21 protein-coding genes and 1 tRNA gene are annotated in these 18789 nt (G+C 44.8%); 12 read left to right on the top strand and 10 right to left on the bottom strand.

Annotated features, from left to right (window positions below; translation table 11 throughout):
* Window positions 1-65: 65 nt before the first annotated feature.
* Together CLV82_RS08025 and tgt are read right to left on the bottom strand one after the other, a co-directional pair.
* Window positions 66-1145 (bottom strand): LptF/LptG family permease, encoded by a 1080-nt coding sequence (locus CLV82_RS08025; protein ID WP_133643801.1) that lies wholly within the window; start codon window positions 1143-1145, stop codon window positions 66-68.
* Complete coding sequence (tgt, locus tag CLV82_RS08020; protein ID WP_133643800.1) at window positions 1145-2275, bottom strand: tRNA guanosine(34) transglycosylase Tgt; 1131 nt, start codon at window positions 2273-2275, stop codon at window positions 1145-1147. Before tgt ends, CLV82_RS08025 begins: the two co-directional genes overlap by 1 nt.
* A gap of 159 nt (window positions 2276-2434) precedes the next feature.
* On the opposite strand from tgt, the gene CLV82_RS08015 reads away from it, so the two are divergent.
* Genes CLV82_RS08015 through CLV82_RS08005 form a run of 3 tightly spaced genes read left to right on the top strand, consistent with a single transcriptional unit; the run spans window position 2435 to window position 4896 of the window.
* The gene (locus tag CLV82_RS08015; RefSeq protein ID WP_133643799.1) at window positions 2435-3280 is read left to right on the top strand and encodes a transketolase; all 846 of its coding nucleotides are present in this window, start codon (window positions 2435-2437) and stop codon (window positions 3278-3280) included.
* A 19-nt stretch (window positions 3281-3299) separates the two neighbouring features.
* Window positions 3300-4256, top strand: a complete 957-nt coding sequence (locus tag CLV82_RS08010) for a transketolase family protein (protein WP_133643798.1) — start codon at window positions 3300-3302, stop codon at window positions 4254-4256.
* 55 nt (window positions 4257-4311) lie between these two features.
* Window positions 4312-4896 carry an outer membrane beta-barrel protein gene (locus CLV82_RS08005; protein ID WP_133643797.1) on the top strand — a complete coding sequence of 195 codons (585 nt, stop codon included), beginning with the start codon at window positions 4312-4314 and terminating at the stop codon, window positions 4894-4896.
* A gap of 164 nt (window positions 4897-5060) precedes the next feature.
* Here CLV82_RS08005 and CLV82_RS08000 read toward each other — a convergent pair whose 3' ends face one another.
* Complete coding sequence (locus CLV82_RS08000; protein ID WP_133643796.1) at window positions 5061-6053, bottom strand: FKBP-type peptidyl-prolyl cis-trans isomerase; 993 nt, start codon at window positions 6051-6053, stop codon at window positions 5061-5063.
* Window positions 6054-6130: 77 nt separating this feature from the next.
* Here CLV82_RS08000 and CLV82_RS07995 point away from each other — a divergent pair, with 77 nt between their 5' ends.
* From CLV82_RS07995 to CLV82_RS07985, 3 genes are read left to right on the top strand one after another with little or no spacing between them, the layout of a single operon-like run.
* The gene (locus tag CLV82_RS07995) at window positions 6131-6502 is read left to right on the top strand and encodes an RNA-binding S4 domain-containing protein (protein ID WP_133643795.1); all 372 of its coding nucleotides are present in this window, start codon (window positions 6131-6133) and stop codon (window positions 6500-6502) included.
* Window positions 6489-7070: a methyltransferase domain-containing protein gene (locus CLV82_RS07990; RefSeq protein WP_133643794.1), complete on the top strand. Its 582-nt coding sequence runs from the start codon at window positions 6489-6491 to the stop codon at window positions 7068-7070. Before CLV82_RS07995 ends, CLV82_RS07990 begins: the two co-directional genes overlap by 14 nt.
* 11 nt (window positions 7071-7081) lie before the next feature.
* Complete coding sequence (locus CLV82_RS07985; RefSeq protein WP_133643793.1) at window positions 7082-7579, top strand: phosphoribosyltransferase family protein; 498 nt, start codon at window positions 7082-7084, stop codon at window positions 7577-7579.
* On the opposite strand, the gene CLV82_RS07980 is transcribed toward CLV82_RS07985, so the two are convergent.
* Window positions 7571-8083, bottom strand: coding sequence for a shikimate kinase (locus CLV82_RS07980; protein WP_133643792.1), 513 nt, complete (start codon window positions 8081-8083; stop codon window positions 7571-7573). The genes CLV82_RS07985 and CLV82_RS07980 overlap by 9 nt on opposite strands.
* 141 nt (window positions 8084-8224) lie before the next feature.
* Here CLV82_RS07980 and CLV82_RS07975 point away from each other — a divergent pair.
* Both CLV82_RS07975 and CLV82_RS07970 read left to right on the top strand, forming a co-directional pair.
* Window positions 8225-8297 (top strand) — tRNA-Lys (locus CLV82_RS07975).
* Between the two features lie 346 nt (window positions 8298-8643).
* Window positions 8644-9117: a cupin domain-containing protein gene (locus tag CLV82_RS07970; protein ID WP_133643791.1), complete on the top strand. Its 474-nt coding sequence runs from the start codon at window positions 8644-8646 to the stop codon at window positions 9115-9117.
* Window positions 9118-9371: 254 nt separating this feature from the next.
* Here CLV82_RS07970 and CLV82_RS07965 read toward each other — a convergent pair whose 3' ends face one another.
* Entirely contained in the window at window positions 9372-9797 is a 426-nt protein-coding gene (locus CLV82_RS07965; RefSeq protein WP_166636685.1) for a hypothetical protein, read from the bottom strand.
* Window positions 9798-9933: 136 nt separating this feature from the next.
* Window positions 9934-10410, bottom strand: a complete 477-nt coding sequence (locus CLV82_RS07960) for an Hsp20/alpha crystallin family protein (RefSeq protein WP_133643789.1) — start codon at window positions 10408-10410, stop codon at window positions 9934-9936.
* 339 nt (window positions 10411-10749) lie between these two features.
* On the opposite strand from CLV82_RS07960, the gene CLV82_RS07955 reads away from it, so the two are divergent.
* On the top strand, window positions 10750-11295 hold the full coding sequence (locus CLV82_RS07955) for a potassium channel family protein (RefSeq protein ID WP_133643788.1): 546 nt from the start codon (window positions 10750-10752) through the stop codon (window positions 11293-11295).
* A gap of 946 nt (window positions 11296-12241) precedes the next feature.
* Here the strand turns inward: CLV82_RS07955 and CLV82_RS07950 are convergent.
* A complete protein-coding gene (locus tag CLV82_RS07950; protein ID WP_133643787.1) occupies window positions 12242-13399 on the bottom strand; it encodes a glycoside hydrolase family 53 protein in 1158 nt (385 codons plus the stop codon).
* 101 nt (window positions 13400-13500) lie between these two features.
* A complete protein-coding gene (locus CLV82_RS07945) occupies window positions 13501-14196 on the bottom strand; it encodes an NUDIX hydrolase (protein ID WP_133643786.1) in 696 nt (231 codons plus the stop codon).
* Window positions 14197-14304: 108 nt separating this feature from the next.
* Here CLV82_RS07945 and galK point away from each other — a divergent pair, with 108 nt between their 5' ends.
* Complete coding sequence (gene galK, locus CLV82_RS07940; RefSeq protein ID WP_133643785.1) at window positions 14305-15480, top strand: galactokinase; 1176 nt, start codon at window positions 14305-14307, stop codon at window positions 15478-15480.
* A 91-nt stretch (window positions 15481-15571) separates the two neighbouring features.
* On the opposite strand, the gene CLV82_RS07935 is transcribed toward galK, so the two are convergent.
* The gene (locus tag CLV82_RS07935) at window positions 15572-16084 is read right to left on the bottom strand and encodes a pyridoxamine 5'-phosphate oxidase family protein (RefSeq protein ID WP_133643784.1); all 513 of its coding nucleotides are present in this window, start codon (window positions 16082-16084) and stop codon (window positions 15572-15574) included.
* Between the two features lie 212 nt (window positions 16085-16296).
* On the opposite strand from CLV82_RS07935, the gene CLV82_RS07930 reads away from it, so the two are divergent.
* Window positions 16297-16725: a PepSY-like domain-containing protein gene (locus tag CLV82_RS07930; protein WP_133643783.1), complete on the top strand. Its 429-nt coding sequence runs from the start codon at window positions 16297-16299 to the stop codon at window positions 16723-16725.
* A 70-nt stretch (window positions 16726-16795) separates the two neighbouring features.
* Entirely contained in the window at window positions 16796-17659 is an 864-nt protein-coding gene (locus tag CLV82_RS07925) for an acyl-CoA thioesterase (protein WP_133643782.1), read from the top strand.
* 618 nt (window positions 17660-18277) lie between these two features.
* On the opposite strand, the gene CLV82_RS07920 is transcribed toward CLV82_RS07925, so the two are convergent.
* Window positions 18278-18736: an MgtC/SapB family protein gene (locus CLV82_RS07920; protein ID WP_133643781.1), complete on the bottom strand. Its 459-nt coding sequence runs from the start codon at window positions 18734-18736 to the stop codon at window positions 18278-18280.
* Window positions 18737-18789: the final 53 nt, after the last annotated feature.

Below are 18789 nucleotides of genomic sequence, written 5' to 3'. Positions count from 1 at the left end.
ACCCGCTTTGAATAGAAAAATCAAGGAAAGCCTATTTAAAACATAAGAGGCTGACTCACAAATCCTTAGCGCTTGGCCTTCTGTAAGAGATAGATACCCAGTAACCCGAAAACAATGTTAGGAATCAGTACAGCAAGCAACGGAGAGAAACCGGATTGTTCTGCCAGGGTCCCGAAAACTTTATCAAAAAAGATATATATAAAAGCAACGCCCATTCCGAATGCCAGGTTAACCCCCATTCCGCCCCGTCTTTTGATCGAAGAAACTGCCACCCCTATTATGGTGAGGATAAAGGCCGATACCGGCAAAGCCCATCGTTTATATTTTACGAGAACGTACGCATTAATGTTAGAAGCTCCTTTGCGGCGTTGCACTTCTATAAATTCGTTCAATTCAAAAAGGTTCTTAGTCTCGGCCACGTAGGAGACAGGTGTAAGATCATCTATCTTAAAATTGAAGACTGTATCCAGGCGACGTTTTGTTTCCACCAGCTCTGTCTCCTCGCCTACTTTACGCTTTTTGTATGATGTCAGACGGTAAATACTGTCATTGGGAATCCACCTGATATTAGCAGCGGTGATCTTATAATCCAGTTTATCCTCCTCGTTAAAATGTTCAAAGGTGAAATTGTAGCCAATCTGCCGGGCCGGGTCAAAGCTGCTCACGTAGATATAGTCATCTTCGTTCAGCTGTGTGAATATATTGCTGGTCACCCGGTCCTGTTTCCCTTTTTTAAGATATTTATATTTGAACTCGTTATAGCCGACACTGGCGTTTGGGACAATAAACATCCCCAGGAAGAACATCAGCACAGCAATTATACTGGCCCCGATGAAATAGGGCCTCAGGAATCGCCCGAAGGAAACCCCGGAACTCAGGATGGCGACGATCTCCGTATTATTCGCCAATTTAGAGGTGAAGAAGATTATGGAAAGGAAAAGAAAAATCGGGAACAGCAGGCTACCTATATATATGGTAAAGTTCATATAATAGATCAGGATCTCGTTGAGGGGAGCCTCGTTATCGATCATTTTACCGATCTGCTCCGCCAGGTTCAGCATGATCCCGATTGGTACAAACAACATCAGCATCAGGCCAAACGTGGCCAGGTAGCGTTTTAATATGTACCAATCTATAATTCCCACTAGAGTCGCTTATCCATATTACGCACCATCTGGTTCTTCCAGCTGGCAAAATCTCCTGCTAAAATATGCTTTCTCGCTTCCCTCACCAACCACATGTAAAAACCGAGGTTATGTATGGTAGCGATCTGCTTGCCCAGGTATTCGTTAGCGGCAAAAAGATGTCGGAGGTAAGCTTTGGAGTATTCGTGATCAACAAAGGTCGTCCCGGCAGGATCCAGGGGGGAAAAATCATCTTCCCACTTCTTGTTCTTAATATTGATAGTTCCTTCGGCGGTAAACAACATCCCGTTCCTTGCATTCCGTGTGGGCATGACACAATCGAACATATCGATCCCAAGTGCGATATTTTCCAGGATATTTATTGGGGTACCCACCCCCATGAGGTACCTGGGTTTATCTTCCGGTAACACCCCGCACACTACCTCGGTCATGGCATACATCTCCTCTGCAGGTTCCCCAACAGAAAGTCCGCCAATAGCATTCCCCTCGCACCCGGAATTGGCTATATATTCTGCAGACTGCAACCTGAGATCCTTATAAGTAGAACCCTGGACAATGGGAAAGAAGGTTTGGTCAAAGCCGTATTTCGGGGGCACTTTTTCCAGGTGAGCAATACAGCGGTCTAACCACCTGTGGGTCATATGCATGGATCGCTTGGCATATTTATAATCACACGGATAGGGGGTACACTCGTCAAAGGCCATGATAATGTCAGCCCCGATAGTCCTCTGGATCTCCATGACGTTCTCCGGGGTGAAGACATGGTAAGAACCGTCTATGTGCGATTTAAACTTAACACCTTCTTCCTTTATCTTCCGGTTTGCCGATAGCGAATACACCTGGTAGCCGCCACTGTCTGTAAGGATGTTCCGGTCCCACCCCATGAATTTATGGAGTCCGCCGGCCTTCTCAAGAATATCGGTCTTAGGTCGCAGGTAAAGATGGTAGGTGTTCGCCAGGATTATATCCGGGTTAACTTCCTCCCGTAGTTCGCGTTGATGCACTCCTTTCACGGAGGCCACCGTACCCACCGGCATGAAGATAGGAGTTTCGATTGTACCGTGATCGGTCTGCAGGCTTGCCGCCCTTGCTTTGGATTGGGGATCCGTATGTTGTAGCGTAAATTTCAAATCGTAAATTTCAGTGGCAAATATAGGCATCCCCCTCCATAAAAGACTGGCCTTTATATAAAGTTTAGCGACTATGCCCTTGTTTGGATAAAATAATATAGCTACTGTTGTAGAACCAAAAGATAGCCCTTACATTTGAGGGTCACTAACACGTCAACAATGCCGAAATCACAAGACTTACAGGATCTTATCGTACAGGTAAGACGCGATATCGTTCGCATGGTACATAATGTCAACTCAGGCCACCCGGGAGGCTCTCTCGGCTGCACCGAATTTCTGGTCGCCTTGTATAACGAGGTGATGGAGCTGAAAGACGGTTTTGATATGGACGGGATTGGCGAAGACCTGTTCTTCCTTTCCAACGGGCATATCTCCCCGGTATATTACAGCGTACTGGCCAGGAGAGGTTATTTCCCTATAGAAGAACTAAATACCTTTCGCCTGATCGATTCCAGGTTACAGGGACACCCGACCACCCACGAGGGATTACCAGGGGTGAGGATTGCATCAGGTTCCCTTGGACAGGGGATGTCTGTAGCCGTCGGAGCTGCACAGGCGAAGAAACTTAACAAAGACCCTCACCTGGTTTTCAGTCTCCACGGGGACGGGGAACTGCAGGAAGGCCAAAACTGGGAAGCAATCATGTATGCAGCCGGCAAAAAAGTAGATAACCTTATTGCCACCATAGACCGGAATGGACAACAGATTGATGGGCCCACAGAAGAGGTAATGCCTATGGGAGATCTCAAGGCTAAATTCCTCGCTTTCGGCTGGGATGTACTGGAACTGGAAGATGGGAATGATCTGCAGGCCGTGATCGATACCCTGCATGAAGCAAAGAACAGAACAGGGAAAGGCAAACCGGTTTGTATTATCATGCATACCGAAATGGGTCACGGGGTCGACTTTATGATGGGTACCCACGCATGGCACGGAAAAGCCCCTAATGATGAACAGTTGGCCACAGCACTGGCACAGAATCCTGAAACCCTGGGAGATTATTAAACGATCCAAAAAATACTCGATGAAAAAATATACAAACCAAGGAAGTAAAGACACCCGAAGCGGCTTTGGAGCCGGTATGACCGAACTGGGCCGGACCAACCCTAAAGTGGTTGCGCTATGTGCAGACCTCGTCGGGTCGCTGAAGATAGATACCTTTATCAAAGAAAACCCCGAACGCTTTTTCCAGGTTGGGATCGCCGAGGCAAATATGATGGGTATTGCGGCGGGTCTTACTATCGGAGGATACATCCCCTACACCACAACATTTGCCAACTTCTCTACGGGGAGGGTTTATGACCAGATCAGGCAATCTATTGCCTATTCCGATAAAAACGTGAAGATCTGTGCATCCCACGCCGGGTTGACCCTGGGAGAAGACGGAGCTACACACCAGATCCTCGAAGACCTGGGGCTGATGAAGATGCTGCCCGGGATGACAGTGATCAACCCGTGCGACTTTAACCAGACGAAAGCGGCAACGATCGCCATCGCGGAGCATGAAGGCCCGGTTTACCTCAGGTTTGGAAGACCGGTAGTCCCTAATTTCACCCCGGAAGACCAGGAGTTCACAATAGGAAAAGCTGTGCACCTGACGGAGGGATCTGATGTGACCATTGTTGCCACAGGCCACCTGGTTTGGCAGGCGCTTTTGGCTGCTGAGAACCTTGAAAAAGAAGGAATATTAGCCGAAGTCATTAACATACACACTATAAAACCGCTGGATACAGAAGCCATTCTTAAATCGGTTAAGAAAACAGGATGTGTGGTGACTGCGGAAGAACACAATTATTTAGGCGGACTCGGTGAAAGTGTGGCTCGTACCTTAACCACGGAATATCCCGCTCCCCAGGCTTTTGTCGCCACAAAAGATACTTTTGGTGAAAGTGGTACCCCGGAGCAACTTATGGAGAAATACGGCTTAAACAATAAAGCTATAGAACAAGCCGTTAAGGAGGTGATTAAAAAGAAGGCCTAAGATGTGGTATCGTTTTTGATACCTGTCAAGGTGTCTAAATAAAACGAATCATATTATGAAAAAAACACTTATCACGATGGCTCTTGCCCTTTGCGGTGTGGCCACATTTGCGCAATCTGGTTCCGGTTTCGGAATTAAAGGCGGTTTAAATTATAATGGTAACGGTAACTATTTTGAATCTACCGAAGCGGCGGCCCAGGATCCTGATCGTAACATCGGTTATCATTTCGGTGTTTTCGGTAAAATCGGTAACCGTGTTTACCTGAGACCTGAACTGGTTTACACCAGCATCTCCTCCGACTACGACGGGGACAAATTCAAAATGACCAAATTAGATCTTCCGGTTTTGCTAGGTGCTAAAGTTATTGGCCCTTTGAATGTCTTTGCCGGTCCATCCTTCCAGTATTTGCTGGATACTGAATTTGATGGTATCACCATTAATGATGTGGAGAATGATTTCACCATAGGACTTAATATTGGTGCAGGACTGAATTTTGGTAAACTTGGGGTAGACTTAAGATACGAAAGAGGATTCAGTGAGAACGAAGCTACTTTTATTAATACCAATGTCACTAATATAGAGCAAAGGGTAGACACTCGTCCGGACCAGTTAATTCTAAGTCTGGCGCTAACGCTTTAAGTAATTGAAAAAGCTGTAAGGAAACCCGGTGTAAATCACCGGGTTTTTTTATAGTCTAGATTCTGACAACTGTCAGCTGACAGCACAAAATGTCAGGTGCAGGCCTAAAAAAAACCGGCTCAATTGCCGGTTTTTTTGATCTTATAATTCGATTGGAATATCGTTTATTCATTGACAGGATCACTGTCATCAGGATCCAGGTAATTGGGAATACCGTCCCCATCAGTATCGGGGAAGGTAATATTCCCTTCTTCATCAATAATGATCTCATCCCTGGTCAGGGTTCCATCCTGGTCATCATCATCATCCAGGAAATTAACACGCCTGGCGAAAGTACCTGTAGCGTCTTCTGCTTCCTGGTCTGTATTGTCATCATAGAGAAATCCGTTCCCGTCCAGGTCTTCATCAATTGACGGAATTCCATCTCCATCGTGATCGGTCCTGTTCAAAGAAAAAAGGTCTACTTCAAACATAAGTGGGCTGTAGGCCGGGATCTGCCCCTGGGCAACGTTATAGAAACCCAGCCCTGAAGGCATAATGATCAGTCCAACACCGTATCCTTCAACAGTAAAGGTTCCGTCATCGTTTACTACAGGAGCACCGCCTGTCTGCAGGAATGGCATTCCTTCCGTGAATCCCCGGGCACCTTGTGAAGGAGCCTGTATCTGGGCCAGGTCAAACCAAATGGCCGTACTGGTCGAAGCATCAAATACGGTCCCGTCTAACAGAGAACCTTTATAGCGAACAAAAGTAGAGTCTGCAATAGTTGGGTGCAGACCATTCCCATTATCTCCTTCCCGTGCCACCAGGTAGTACAGGGTGTGGTCTACTACTTCGTCAGAATTAAGGTTAAATTCGGTTGCCCTGACTGAGACGGTCTTGGAGCCTACCTGTTCTATCAAAGGAATCTTATCAGCGTTCTCTCCGGCGATGGTATCTATCTTGATACGAAAATCGAAATCTGCCGGGGGTGCATTAAATTCTTCGTAATTATAAAAATGCGTCTGTAGATACTCTTTAATAGCCGCTTCATCTTCAGCGACAACTTCGCTCAGATCACGAGGAGCGATACTTATTCCCCCGAGACCGTCATCCCTGTTACAAGCAATGAACGAAAAGGACACTAGCGCCAAAAAGACGATTTTATTTAACTGCATGGATTCTGGTTTGAAGGCCGCAAGATACAATTTTCCCCTATTTTTGTGGAAGTGATTAACAAAGAATTAATCGGCTTATGCGTATAGACAGTTACCTTTGGAGTACCCGATATTACAAGTCACGAAGCCAGGCTTCCGAAGCCTGTAAGAAGGGTCAGGTCAAAGTGAACGGACAGGTCGTGAAACCTTCCAGGGATGTTTATCCCGGGGATGAAGTTATAGTCCGCAAAAACCAGATCAATTACGAACTCGCGGTTCTTGATCTGCCCAAAAGCCGGGTAGGCGCAAAATTGGTCGATATTTACCGGAAAGACACTACCCCGGCAGAAGCTTTTAAGCAGGATGAAATGCTGAAATACGCCAAAGATTATTACCGGAAAAAAGGAACCGGCCGCCCGACCAAGAAGGACCGCAGGGACATAGACGATTACCTGGATGAAACTGAATAAGAAGTACTGGGAACAACGCTACGCGGAAAACAGGCTGGGATGGGATATCGGACACGTCTCTACCCCATTGAAAACTTATATTGATGGTCTGCAGAACAAGGAATTGAAGATCTTAATTCCCGGGGCCGGGCATGGATACGAAGTCAGTTACCTGCATCAGCAGGGTTTCACCTCGGTCTACGCAGTGGATTATGCGGCTGCACCCCTGCAGCGAATCCTGAAGGAAAACCCGGATTTTCCGGAAGATCAGCTGATAGAAGGCGATTTTTTCGAGTTGGAGGAATCAGGTTTTGACCTCATCCTGGAACAGACCTTCTTTTGTTCTCTTCCCCCGGATCTAAGATCAAAATATGTTCAGAAAACATTTGACCTTTTAAAGACTGGCGGAACACTCAGTGGTGTTTTCTTTGATTTCCCCCTGACAGAGCAGGGCCCTCCTTTCGGAGGAGACCTGGAGCTGTACAGAGAATTGTTCCAGCCCCCTTTCCGGATCAGGATCCTGGAACGAGCTTATAATTCTATTCCCCCGAGACAGGGTAACGAACTCTTTTTTATCTTTACGAAATAAACCCGCAGAGCATGCAGCACAGGATTCTCTCTCACAAGGAGATACAATATAAGATTGAAAGGATCGCGTACCAGATATATGAAGCCAACGTGGAAGAAGAATCCCTTATCCTTGCGGGAATAGAAGGGGGCGGACTCAAGTTTGCCAGGAAACTGCAAAGGGTATTACAAAAGATCACGGATGCCGATATTGTTTTGTGCAAGGTAGAGATGAACAAGAAGGATCCTTTGAGCAGCGGTGTAAAAACTTCGCTGGAAAGTAGTGAGTATGCCAACCGGTCCGTGGTTATCGTGGATGATGTCCTTAATTCCGGAACGACCCTGATCTACGGGGTACATCATTTTTTGCAAACGCCATTGAAACAATTGAAGACCGCGGTGCTGGTTAACCGGAACCATAAGAAGTATCCCGTAAAAGCAGATTACAAGGGAATATCATTATCTACCTCCCTGCAGGAGCACGTAAAGGTGGATTTCCAGGCGAAGAACGACGCGGTATATTTAGAGTAAGGTTACGATCTCTGAAACCAGTTCGTGCACTTCTTTCCCTCCCGCCTGGATGGTATGAGTAGCCAGGGAATAATAATTTCTCCTTTCAAACAAATGCTTCCCGATAAATTCCGGTAATTCTTCATCCTTAAGATCACGGATAAGCGGCCGGTCCGCCTTACCTGTTAAGAGCCGGGCGTTCAGTTCGGGAATGGGGACACTCAGGTAAAAGACATGAGGGGTTTTCTCAAGGATGAGGTTCATATTATTGGAATAGCAGGGAGTCCCTCCTCCCAGGGCAATAACTTTGTCCCCCTCACTTTCCAGTATCTTTCGCAAGTACAGGTGCTCTTGCTTCCTGAAGAAGATCTCACCTTTATTAAGAAATATCTCCGGGATGCTGTTCCCAAGGCTTTCCTCTATATAATCATCCAGGTCCGTAAACGGAATCCCCAGCTGAGCAGCAAGTTTTTTCCCAACCGTAGACTTACCACTACCCATATATCCCAGGAGAACAATCTTCATAAAAAATATTTTTGCACAAACTTCCCTCAAAATCAGGGGATTTCAAAGAAATGTCAAAAATATCAGTATTTGCCCTTGAAAAATTAAGAATAGATAGTATATTTGCAGCCGCATTGACACAGAGACATGCACTGAAATAATGACTTGGTAGCTCAGTTGGTAGAGCATCTCCCTTTTAAGGAGAGGGTCCTGGGTTCGAGCCCCAGCCAAGTCACGATCAAACGCAAAACCCGCCCAAAAGGAGCGGGTTTTTTGTTTTCCGCACATTCCGAGCTAGCTCGAGCGCCGCTAGTTAACCCAAGGAAGGTTTGAAGTTTGAGGTTTGAGGTTTGAGGTTTGAAGTTTGAGGTTCGCAGTTCGATTACCGTATCACCGTATCACCCGCCCGAACGTGCCGTTCGGTACGGGCGGGCCGCATCACCGCATCACTGTATCACTGTATCACTGTATCACTGTATCACCGTTTTCATTATTTAACACAACTATACTCCTCCCTATTTAATTGTTTATCAGGTTTTTGACCTAACTTCACTTGTTATTAATCCACAAAAACCAGTATCATGAAAACAATTAAAAATATTGGATCGCATATAGCATTATGCGCTCTTCTGTTATTCGCTAATTCCTCAATCGCCCAGGGCAATACTGCTACGAATGTTGAGAAATCTCATACCACAACAGCGGATGATAAAACCCTTAATTGGATGCCGGCGCCCGATTTCTTCCCTGGATGCACTTTTACTATTCTTCATGGAGATCCTGCCAAACCCAACCTGGATTTTTTCTTTAAAATTGAGCCCAATACCGAAGTCATTAATCACACTCACAATTCTCCGGAACGGATGATATTGATCTCCGGGGAACTGGAAGTGCAGTACGAAGGAGAAGATCCCGTGGTATTAACAGAAGGCAGTTATGCCTATGGTCCGGCAGGGAAACCCCACAGGGCCAAATGCCTGGACAACGGACCCTGTGTACTTTTCGTGGCCATGGTAGATCCCTTTGATGCCGTACCGGTTTCAAAAGAAGAATAAGTTATTATTTGAAAAGCCTACGTCAGGTCATCAGACCAGAAAACAGTAAGCTTATGGTCTTGAAACATCGGCCAGCGTATTTCTGGCAAGTATCCTGCCGAACGATCGGTTTAAAGGGTAGCTGCTGCAAATTATCCATGCCGCATGCTTGGATAGCCAAACTTATATCCGGGCGGGTTTGTGAACCCCGGGGTGGCCATGGAAAAACCCGGGAGCTGCCAACCCGGTTCCCTGATTGCGCTCTCCTGTTATATTTAAAGCGAATCTACTTCCTGCTGGTATCGTTCTAAAAGCTGTCGTTGCATCATTTGCATCCGCTCCCGGATTTGCTCCATATCCATAAATTGCTTTCCCATAGGTCCCTGGAAAAAATCATTTCCTGGGAAGGGAGTCCATATAGAATCTCCCGGGGAAAAATGATCAAACCCTGAATACATATCTCCCAGCCCGGGGAAATTCTCCGCAAAGCGCGACTTGATAGATGCCATCAAACTATCGGGATCCATCATTTTATCGTTCCTGAACCCTGACATCGAAGACCAGGAGTAAATGGAATCATACCGGATAAGATTACCGGCTTCATCATATTCTTTATTCACTTTCCAGCTTCCTTCCGGCGCTTTGGCAGAGTCATGTTTTTCCCGGGCCTCCTGGCCATTGCAACTCGAGCTTAGAAGCATGATGAACAGTAATATAATTAACCTTTTCATAATTAAAAGCTGTAAAATTCAACCTCAGAATTATTCATGTAATATAAGTTCAGGCCTGTTTATTAGAAAGAAGACCGGCGTCGCCGGTCTTCGAGATAACGACCCGTTATGAAATTTTAATGCTCCTGGCTGGCTTTTGTTTAGCCTCTTCTTTCTTTGGAAGGTGGATGCTCAGGACGCCATGAGTGTACTCGGCCCTGATTTGCTCTTCTTCTATGGTCTCAGGCAGGGTAAAAGATCGCTTAAAAGAAGAGTAACCAAATTCTCTACGGGTGTAATTCTCTTCCTGTTGTTCCTGTTCTTCTTGTATTTCAGAAGAAATAGACAGTACCTGGTTATCCAGTTCGATCTGGAAATCAGATTTTTTCATTCCCGGCACTGCCATATCCACGAAGTAGGCATCCTTGGTTTCGCGGATATTTACTTTTGGAAGTGTCATCCCCCTGTTAAAATTAGAGGTGAAAACCGCAGGTAGGTCCCTGTTGAATACCTCATCGATCCAGGAAGACCAGGCCGGGAAAGTAAGAGCATTAGGATTATTTGTTGCCTTACTTCCATTTCTTGTTGTTACCAGATTACTCATAACTACAAAAAGTTTTAGTTAGACATAAATTCAAAAAATCATCTTACAGCAGACAAATAAAATGCCAAATTATTTATAACCCCCATTAGTAGGTGCATTTTTAAAATATTATTAATAAAAATGTTTAATAGAGCTGAAAATCATATAGAAAATAATGTCAAAATGACATAGCATCAGCGACCAGATGTCATTTATTCGTTCTTACAATCCGGTCCCAGTCTTGGGCCGCTATAATGTCACAACATGCACACTAGCAACCTTGTACCATTAAAAACTCTTGCGATAGGCTCACGATTCCCATAGCATAGCCCGTAATTTTAGGGTATAAAACAGAAACCCATGAGTGATAAAAAAAGAGAACACCTCCGTTTCTTCAAAAAATTGTTTTCCCGGGCACTTCCTTCAATAACCGCAGTTTTCCTATGTAGTATTCTCTATTATTGGTTTTTGCCGCAGCAACCCGCCCACGAATGGCTACTACTACTCCTGATGGGCATCGCGCTGTTTAAAATAGCTATCATCGTTCATTTTGTATATAACCGATTAGGTGATGTCTTGGGGGAAAGCCATTATATGCTACATATACTGGGACTTTTCGGGCTGGTGATCGCCCTCAATGTCTTTACGTTTACAGCAGATTATTTTGGGCTCTACCTTCTTGACCCGGCGCATTTCGATATTAAGAATTTTGAGCCCAATTCCCGTTTCCATATCTATTTCCAAAGCTTTTATTTCAGCCTGATCTCTTATTCTACTGTAGGCCTGGGCGATATGACACCCGCTACTTTCTATGGCAAAATTCTTGTAATGCTGGAGATTGGCCTGTATTTCTTTGTCATCCTTTTCGGAACGGCACATATTAACAAGATCAATATTAAGGACTGAGAGAGACATATTTCCATACCCAGAATAGCTAAGAAGTCCGGAAAGTTACAGCGGGGAACAGCATCATACCGGCTACGGCAGACATAATCAGGGGGCGTGCTACTGAAAAGAAATAAAACATGGACCATATGAGGTGTACCCTTTGGGAGGGACTTGTAATCCCCCACCTTACCTCACTTATTTTTCTGTCGTGATTCCCTACAGCGCCTCCTAAATAACGAGAAATGGTTGGAGCTCCTTTGTCTTATTCTTTACCAATTCAATGCATGATTTATGCATTGAACCTAGTTAACTTTAAATGGGGTGGGGTTTAGAGAACCCCGGGGGCCTGATTTTTTACTTTAAGTGCAAGGATTTTGCAGGGAGTTAACTTGAAACCGGGGTGGGGTTTGGAAGCCCCCTCACTACTCTCTTGTTTTTCAAGTGCTAGAAAACTGCAGTGAACCCCGTTAACTTGGAACCGGGGCGGGGTTCGGAGAACCCCCTGTGCTCAGAATTTTTACATTAAGTGCAAGCTTCTTGCAGAGACGAGGATTAACTTGAAACCGGGGTGGGGTTTGGAGCCCCCCCTTCGCTATCCTCTAATTTTTCCCAATGCTTAGTTACTGCAGTGAACTTAGTTAATTTTCAACCGGGGCGGGGTTTGGTAGCCCCCTCACTACTCTCTTGTTTTTCCAATGCTTGAAAACTGCAGTGAACCTCGTTAACTTGAAACCGGGGCGGAGTTTGGAAGCCTCCTCTCTATCCTCTAATTTTTCCTAATACTTAGTTACTGCAGTGAACTTAGTTAACTTTAAACCGGGGCGGGGTTCAGAGAACCCCGGAGGCCTGATTTTTTACCTTAAGTGCAAGGATTTTGCAGGGAGGAAAATTAACTTGAAACCGGGGTGGGACATTGTGTCCCCGAAAATATATCCCAGGTGATCTGCCCTGGAATATTACCGTACTACTCTTTTTTTGCTCCTGAAAAAAACCGGATTCCCTCATGAGCTTTCCCGTCTTGGTCAAACATAGTGGCATTGTCCCAGTGTGAGCCCTGTCCCCATTGAGTGTTACAGGTTGTCGACACCCAGGCGGGTTCCCAGTATACCAGTCCACTGCCCCCTGACGCTTTAATAATCTCGGCTAATCCTACCAGGTAATCGTACTGTCCCTTAGGAGTTGCCGGGTAACCGGGAAGCAAAGCTTCCTCGTCCAAAATATTATTCGCATTGTCAAAGTTTTCCAAGGTAAAGGGATACGCAGTTTCCACAACCATGATCTTCTTATTATAGCTGGCTTTTAAAGCCTTTATAGCAGTATCCAGGTCTTCCAAAGGGTATTCCGACCATAATGGGTAATACGAGATCCCTAACCAGTCAAAATCTGTAATTCCATTCTCAACCGCATCTCTGAACCACCATAAGGCGTTCTCCGGCTGGGCGATGTGCAGCATTATTCCTATTTCCTGTTCATATGCTGCCGAAATATCTCTCACAGCTTTGATCCCTTTATTGAAGAGGTAAGCGTTACGGGACCAATCTATCGGTCCTTCCTCCATTTCATCCTGCAGAATCATTGCATTGGTTTCGTTCCCGACTTGTACCATTGCAGGTAACAGCCCCTTCTCACCCAGCTTTTCCAAGGTTTTAAAGGTGTATTGGTAAACCGAATCCCCCAATACCTCCACATCATCCACATGGGTCCGCCAGGCTTTTGGGATCAACTGTCGTTCCGGGTCGGCCCATGTATCGGAATAATGGAAATCCAGTAACACTTTTTGGTCTGTTGCCCTGGCCCTGCTGATCGCTTTGCGGACATCGGAAAAATTGGAATACGAACCCCAGGAAGGATCATGCCATAATCGTAACCGAACCAGGTTGGCCCCTGCATCGGCAAATATCCTGAATGCATCCAGCTGTTCATCTTCTTCGTTGTAATAAACAGCTCCGCAATCTTCCATTTCATTCACATAGGAAAGGTCGGCCCCGTAAAAGAAAACTTCCTCCTCCCCTTCTGATCTAGGTTCCGAAGGATCTACCGACGTTCCGGAGTTTTTCTCCGTTCCGGATGAACAGGAGATCAGTAACAGGCCAAGCGGTAGGGACCAGATAGCTTTAATCATAGCTGCTATTTAAAAGGGTTTGGAATTATAGCTGAAAGCTTAAATGTACAACATAAAATAAATTAATTGTATTTTTTACGCTTAATTATCCGGATAGGTCTTTACAGTTCAAAATGGTAGCCCGATTCCAAAAGCTGATGGTACTTTTCCCGGTTGAATTTATACAGGTATGCGCCTTTTTTGGAAGTGGATTTATCCTTTTCATCCAACTTGGTCAGAACTTTGAGTGAAAGGATCTTTTTGCGGAAATTTCGGGGGTCCAATTTTTTCTGGTAGATAACTTCATACAGATTGATCAACTGGGGCAGGGTAAATTTTTCCGGAAGCAGCTCAAACCCGATGGGCTGGTAACGGGCCTTCCGCCTTAATTCGTTTAAAGCATCGCGAACCAATTCGTCATGATCCAATACAAGGGAAGGCAAATCCTCCAGTTTATACCAGTAAGCTCCATGCCCTTCAACAAGCTTGCGGTCGGTTTCCCCCAGCCGGATCAAGGCATACTGGGCAACAGAGATGCACCGTGCACCCGGATCCCTGTCAACATCACCATACGTTTTAAGCTGCTCGAAAAATACCTTATCCAAGCCCGTGATCTCCTTTAATACACGTTCTGCTGCATCACGAACATGTTCATCCTCCTTTACAAAACTCCCGATTAGAGACCATTCTCCTTTATGGGGTTCAACCTTCCTGGGAAAGATCAGTAATTGCAGGCAATCCGTCGAATAACCAAAGACAATACAGTCGGTAGCCACGTACATTTTATCATTACCTGCATAGTAATCCTTGCGCTGCATTATAAATGTTATTTAGATATTAATTCCAGGTTATATTGCCCATTAAGTAAGCTATATAAATGTACGGTTTACATTTAATATATTTGTTATCATTATCTTATATACAAAATGAGCCAAAGGATAAATAAGGAAGTGCCTGATAATTTCTTCTCCCCTGACCCCGGGGATCTCGTCGTACATGCACCCGGTCGTATCAACCTTATAGGGGAGCATCTCGACTATAACGGGGGGCATGTATTGCCGGCCGCCATCGATCACCAGCTGGAACTCATTTTCAGGCGGAATAATACCTCCATTTGTCGCGTGTATTCCGAGAGTTTCGACAATTATACCGAAATCTCCCTGGATGATCTCTCACCGGTTAATACGGGATGGGAAAATTATATAATCGGTATTCTGGCCCAGGTAAAAAAGGAAGTTTCTGTGGAACTCCGGGGATTTGACTGTCTTATTCGTGGAGCACTCCCGGTCGGTGCGGGACTGAGTTCATCCGCGGCCCTTCTGTGCGGGCTGGCGAAAGGGATCAATTTCTTGTTTAATCTCGGTATCAGCGACAAGTCGATTATTTTGATGGCCCAAAAGGCAGAGCAGGAATATGCCGGTACACAGTGTGGGGTCATGGACCAGTTTGCAGTAGTAAAAGGTGAAACTGACGCACTGATAAACCTGGATTGCAAAACATTGGAATATGAAATTATCAAGGCTCAGTTTAAGCCCTACCGTTTACTCTTACTTAATACCAACGTGACCCACAAATTATCGGACAGCGAATACAACAAAAGGAGACAGGAATGCGAGGAAGCACTAAAGATCATAAATTCGGCCGGTAATAATTTCAGTTATCTTTCGGATGTCCCTCTTGACACTTTGCTAAATTTAAAATCTATCATACCCCCGGAATTACAGGAAAGAGCTCGCTACGTCATTGAAGAAAACCAGCGTGTGCTGCAGGCCGTCATGGCCTTAAAAGAAGGTGATTTGATAACATTGGGAGATCTGATGTACGCCTCCCACAACGGGTTGCGAGATCGGTATAATGTGAGTTGTGCTGAGCTCGACCTCCTGGTAGCGCATGCACAAAAAGATCCTAAGGTATTAGGTGCGCGCATGATGGGTGGTGGATTCGGCGGTTGTACTATAAACCTGGTACACCAGGACCATATGGATGAATTTATCCGGAAGATTTCCCAATCTTACCAGGAAACCTTTGATCGCCCCCTTACCCCTATAGCAGTTAGTATAAGCCCTGGAATAAGATGCGCTGCTTTAAAGGATAGAACATGACACTGAACCTGAAATGGTCACCCTTGCACCTCGGCGGAGGGACATTCCGTCCGAGAATAAAAAATCCTGCCTTCTGGCAGGATTTTTAATATCAGACCTCACTGTTCAGGTGAAGATCTCCTTCCTTTCCTATATCCTGTTTCTTCCCGGATATAGCACCGAGCCCAATTTTGAACAGGGTGATAAACTTACCGGACTGGGTATCCCAGTAATGTGCTTCTTTCGGTTGAACCCGGATGGCAGACAGATTAGGATCATCTACCCCATCAAACCAGGTATCGTCTGCTTTACCGTATAATTCCTCGAGTACCTTCTTATCTTTACTGATCTCAGCAGTTCCGTAGATAGTCAGGAATTCCATTTCGTTAGGATCGCTATAGATCAGTTGTAAATACCCATCACCGCGAATATTGGCATTGTGCTCACTACTATCATTACTAAGGAACCACAATTGACCATCCTCGTCGATCTTCTTGGTACTCATCGGAATAATATGTGTGGGTCTCTTCCCGAGACCGGTTTCCATCATGGCGAAGTCAATATCGTCCACCATCTCTTTTAATTTCTTTCTCGCTTTCTCGTTATATAGATTCTCTTGACTCATAATTTTGGATTTTATGTTAAAGTACTCTTCCAATGCCAATAACAATAGTCGCATAGCGAAAATTTTTGACAGCTTAACACTGCTGTTAAACTATGACATGAAGATCATCTAAATTGAACTTAATGCGTTAAAAATCCGAAGCATACACTCCCCCTCATTTTAAAACGCCGTATACCTTTAGGTCATCTTTATGAACCTAACCCATTATGAATATGAAAACACAAATTTCTATACTCTGTACCATTTCCCTTTTAATGATCGCCTGCGCAAACCGGGCTGAAGGGCAGGTGCCCGATGCTGTAAAGGAGGCTTTCCAGGCAAAATATCCCGGGGAGAACGATCCTGACTGGGAAACCGATGCGAATGGATATTATGAATCCAGTTTTAAAATAGACGGGAAACATTACCGGGCCGACTTTGACAAGGATGGAAATTGGATAGAAACCGAACGTTCCGTAGATTTTGATGACCTACCCAAGCCTGTAAAAGAGAAGATCGAAAGCGAATACGATCGTTCGGATATAACCGAGATTGAAGAAGTGGAACACCCGGAAAAAGGTTTATTCTACGATATTGAATTTAAACGTAAGGGAAAGAATAAGGACATTATGATAACCAAAGAAGGAAAAGTGATCAACTGATTTTGCTTCGTATCATTAAAGGGAAAAGACAAGTTTTTAACGACTTCAAAAATTTGTCTATCATTGTGGCATGCAAACCATTGATTCCTTAATCTCGTTACTGACCCTGGAGCGATTGGACGAATTCGTCTTTAAAGGTGAAAATTACCAGGCCCCCTGGGGAAGGGTATTCGGAGGGCAGGTGCTTGCGCAGGCACTGCATGCTGCTTACCAGACAGTTCCTCCAGATCGTTATGCCCATTCCCTGCATGCCTATTTTATCCTCGGAGGTGATCTGGATATCCCCATTGTTTACGAGGTAGATACCATTCGCAACGGGGGTAGTTTTACTACGAGGCGAGTGGTGGCTAAACAAAAGGGAAAAGCGATATTCAACATGGCCGCTTCTTTCCAGGTCAGGGAAGCAGGGGCAGACCACCAGATCACAATGCCAAATGTATTATTACCTTCCATGCTGGCCTCGAATACCGAGCAGTTGGAAGATGTACGTGAATCTAATCCTGAATATTATAAAAGACTGAAGCTTACCTTGCCCGAAATATTCGAGTTCAGGTCCGTGGAAAAACTGACTACTAAACTGATGAGCAACAGTGATCCGTATAGTAATCTGTGGATGTGCACTAAAGAGAAGATTGACCTTGATCTGCCAATGCAACAACAGATCCTGGCTTACGTCTCGGACTATAATTTATTATTCACGGCTTCCCTACCTCATCGGGAAGAGCTCAGAAATAAAAGATCGTTCTTTGCCAGCCTGGATCATTCTATCTGGTTTCACAGGGATTTTAAAATAGATGAATGGCTGCTGTACTCCATGGATAGTCCCAGCGCATCTAATGCGAGAGGGTTTGCACGCGGTAGCATTTTTACAAAAGAAGGTGAACTTGTTGCGTCGGTGGCCCAGGAAGGACTCATGCGTATTGGAACAGCCTAAGAGCAGATCCTGCTAAAAAGAAAAAGAGAGCGTCCCCACGCTCTCTTTTTTTATGTACTTACAAACTCGGGCATGAACCCGGTTTGTTTTTCACTTACTTATGAGTAGTAAAAATATGACAAATAATCCGAAGATGTGCTCTTTTAGAGAAAAAAAATAACACAATAAAATAATTACACAATAAATGGGTAATTATCCCAAAAAGAAAAAGAGAGCGTCCCCACGCTCTCTTTTTTATATACTAACAATCCAGAATTGAATTGTTTTACTTACTTATGATGGCACAAATATAGGGCTGTTAATGCCGGCCGATGTGTGTAATAAAATAGAAAATTGACGAGATGAAAAGGGAAGGTACAGTATTCAAAATATTTCAATTTCCGATTGGGCGGATTCTAAAATACTATACAGCCACCCTGAAAAGAAAAAGAGAGCGTCCCCACGCTCTCTTTTTTATATACTAACAATTCAAAGTCTGAACTGTTTTACTTACTTATGATACCACAAATGTATGCTTATTCAGCCCTCCGGAAGTGTTTTAAAAAACAATAAATTGATCATATGACATAAGGATAGGTTACGATATAACTAACTTATTATTTTTCGTCCACTTTTCTTCTAATCTTCATCGGTCTTCTCTTCGATCCGCCGATCTACAATATCGAAAATGACATTGATAACCAGAACAACTACAGTTAGTAACGCCAGCTCGGCGAACATGCCAACTGCGGAAAGACAGCCTGCTGCCGCACTACACCAAACTGTTGCCGCAGTGGTCAGTCCTTCTACCCTGTCTCCCTTCTGAAGAATGACTCCGCCTCCCAGAAAGCCTATCCCGATGATGACCTGGCTCAGTACCCTCGTAATGTCTACATTAGGTGCGTCTGCAAATACAAGCGAGATAAATACAAATACCGCAGCCCCAATGGCTACCAGGGTCTGGGTCTTTAAACCTGCACTCTTCCCTTTGAACTCTCGTTCTACTCCCATGATTATTCCCGCCGCCATGGCTGCAGCAATTCGTAAACCAAAATCTAAAAGATCCAGTCCGTTCTCCGCATTAATTAATTCGTTCATAAAACATAATATTTATTCCAGTATCCCGGGTAGGGAAAGGCCGGTATTTTTCA

The organism is Zeaxanthinibacter enoshimensis (assembly GCF_004362865.1).
Lineage (GTDB): Bacteria > Bacteroidota > Bacteroidia > Flavobacteriales > Flavobacteriaceae > Zeaxanthinibacter > Zeaxanthinibacter enoshimensis.
This window is presented reverse-complemented; position numbering and strand designations above follow the sequence as displayed.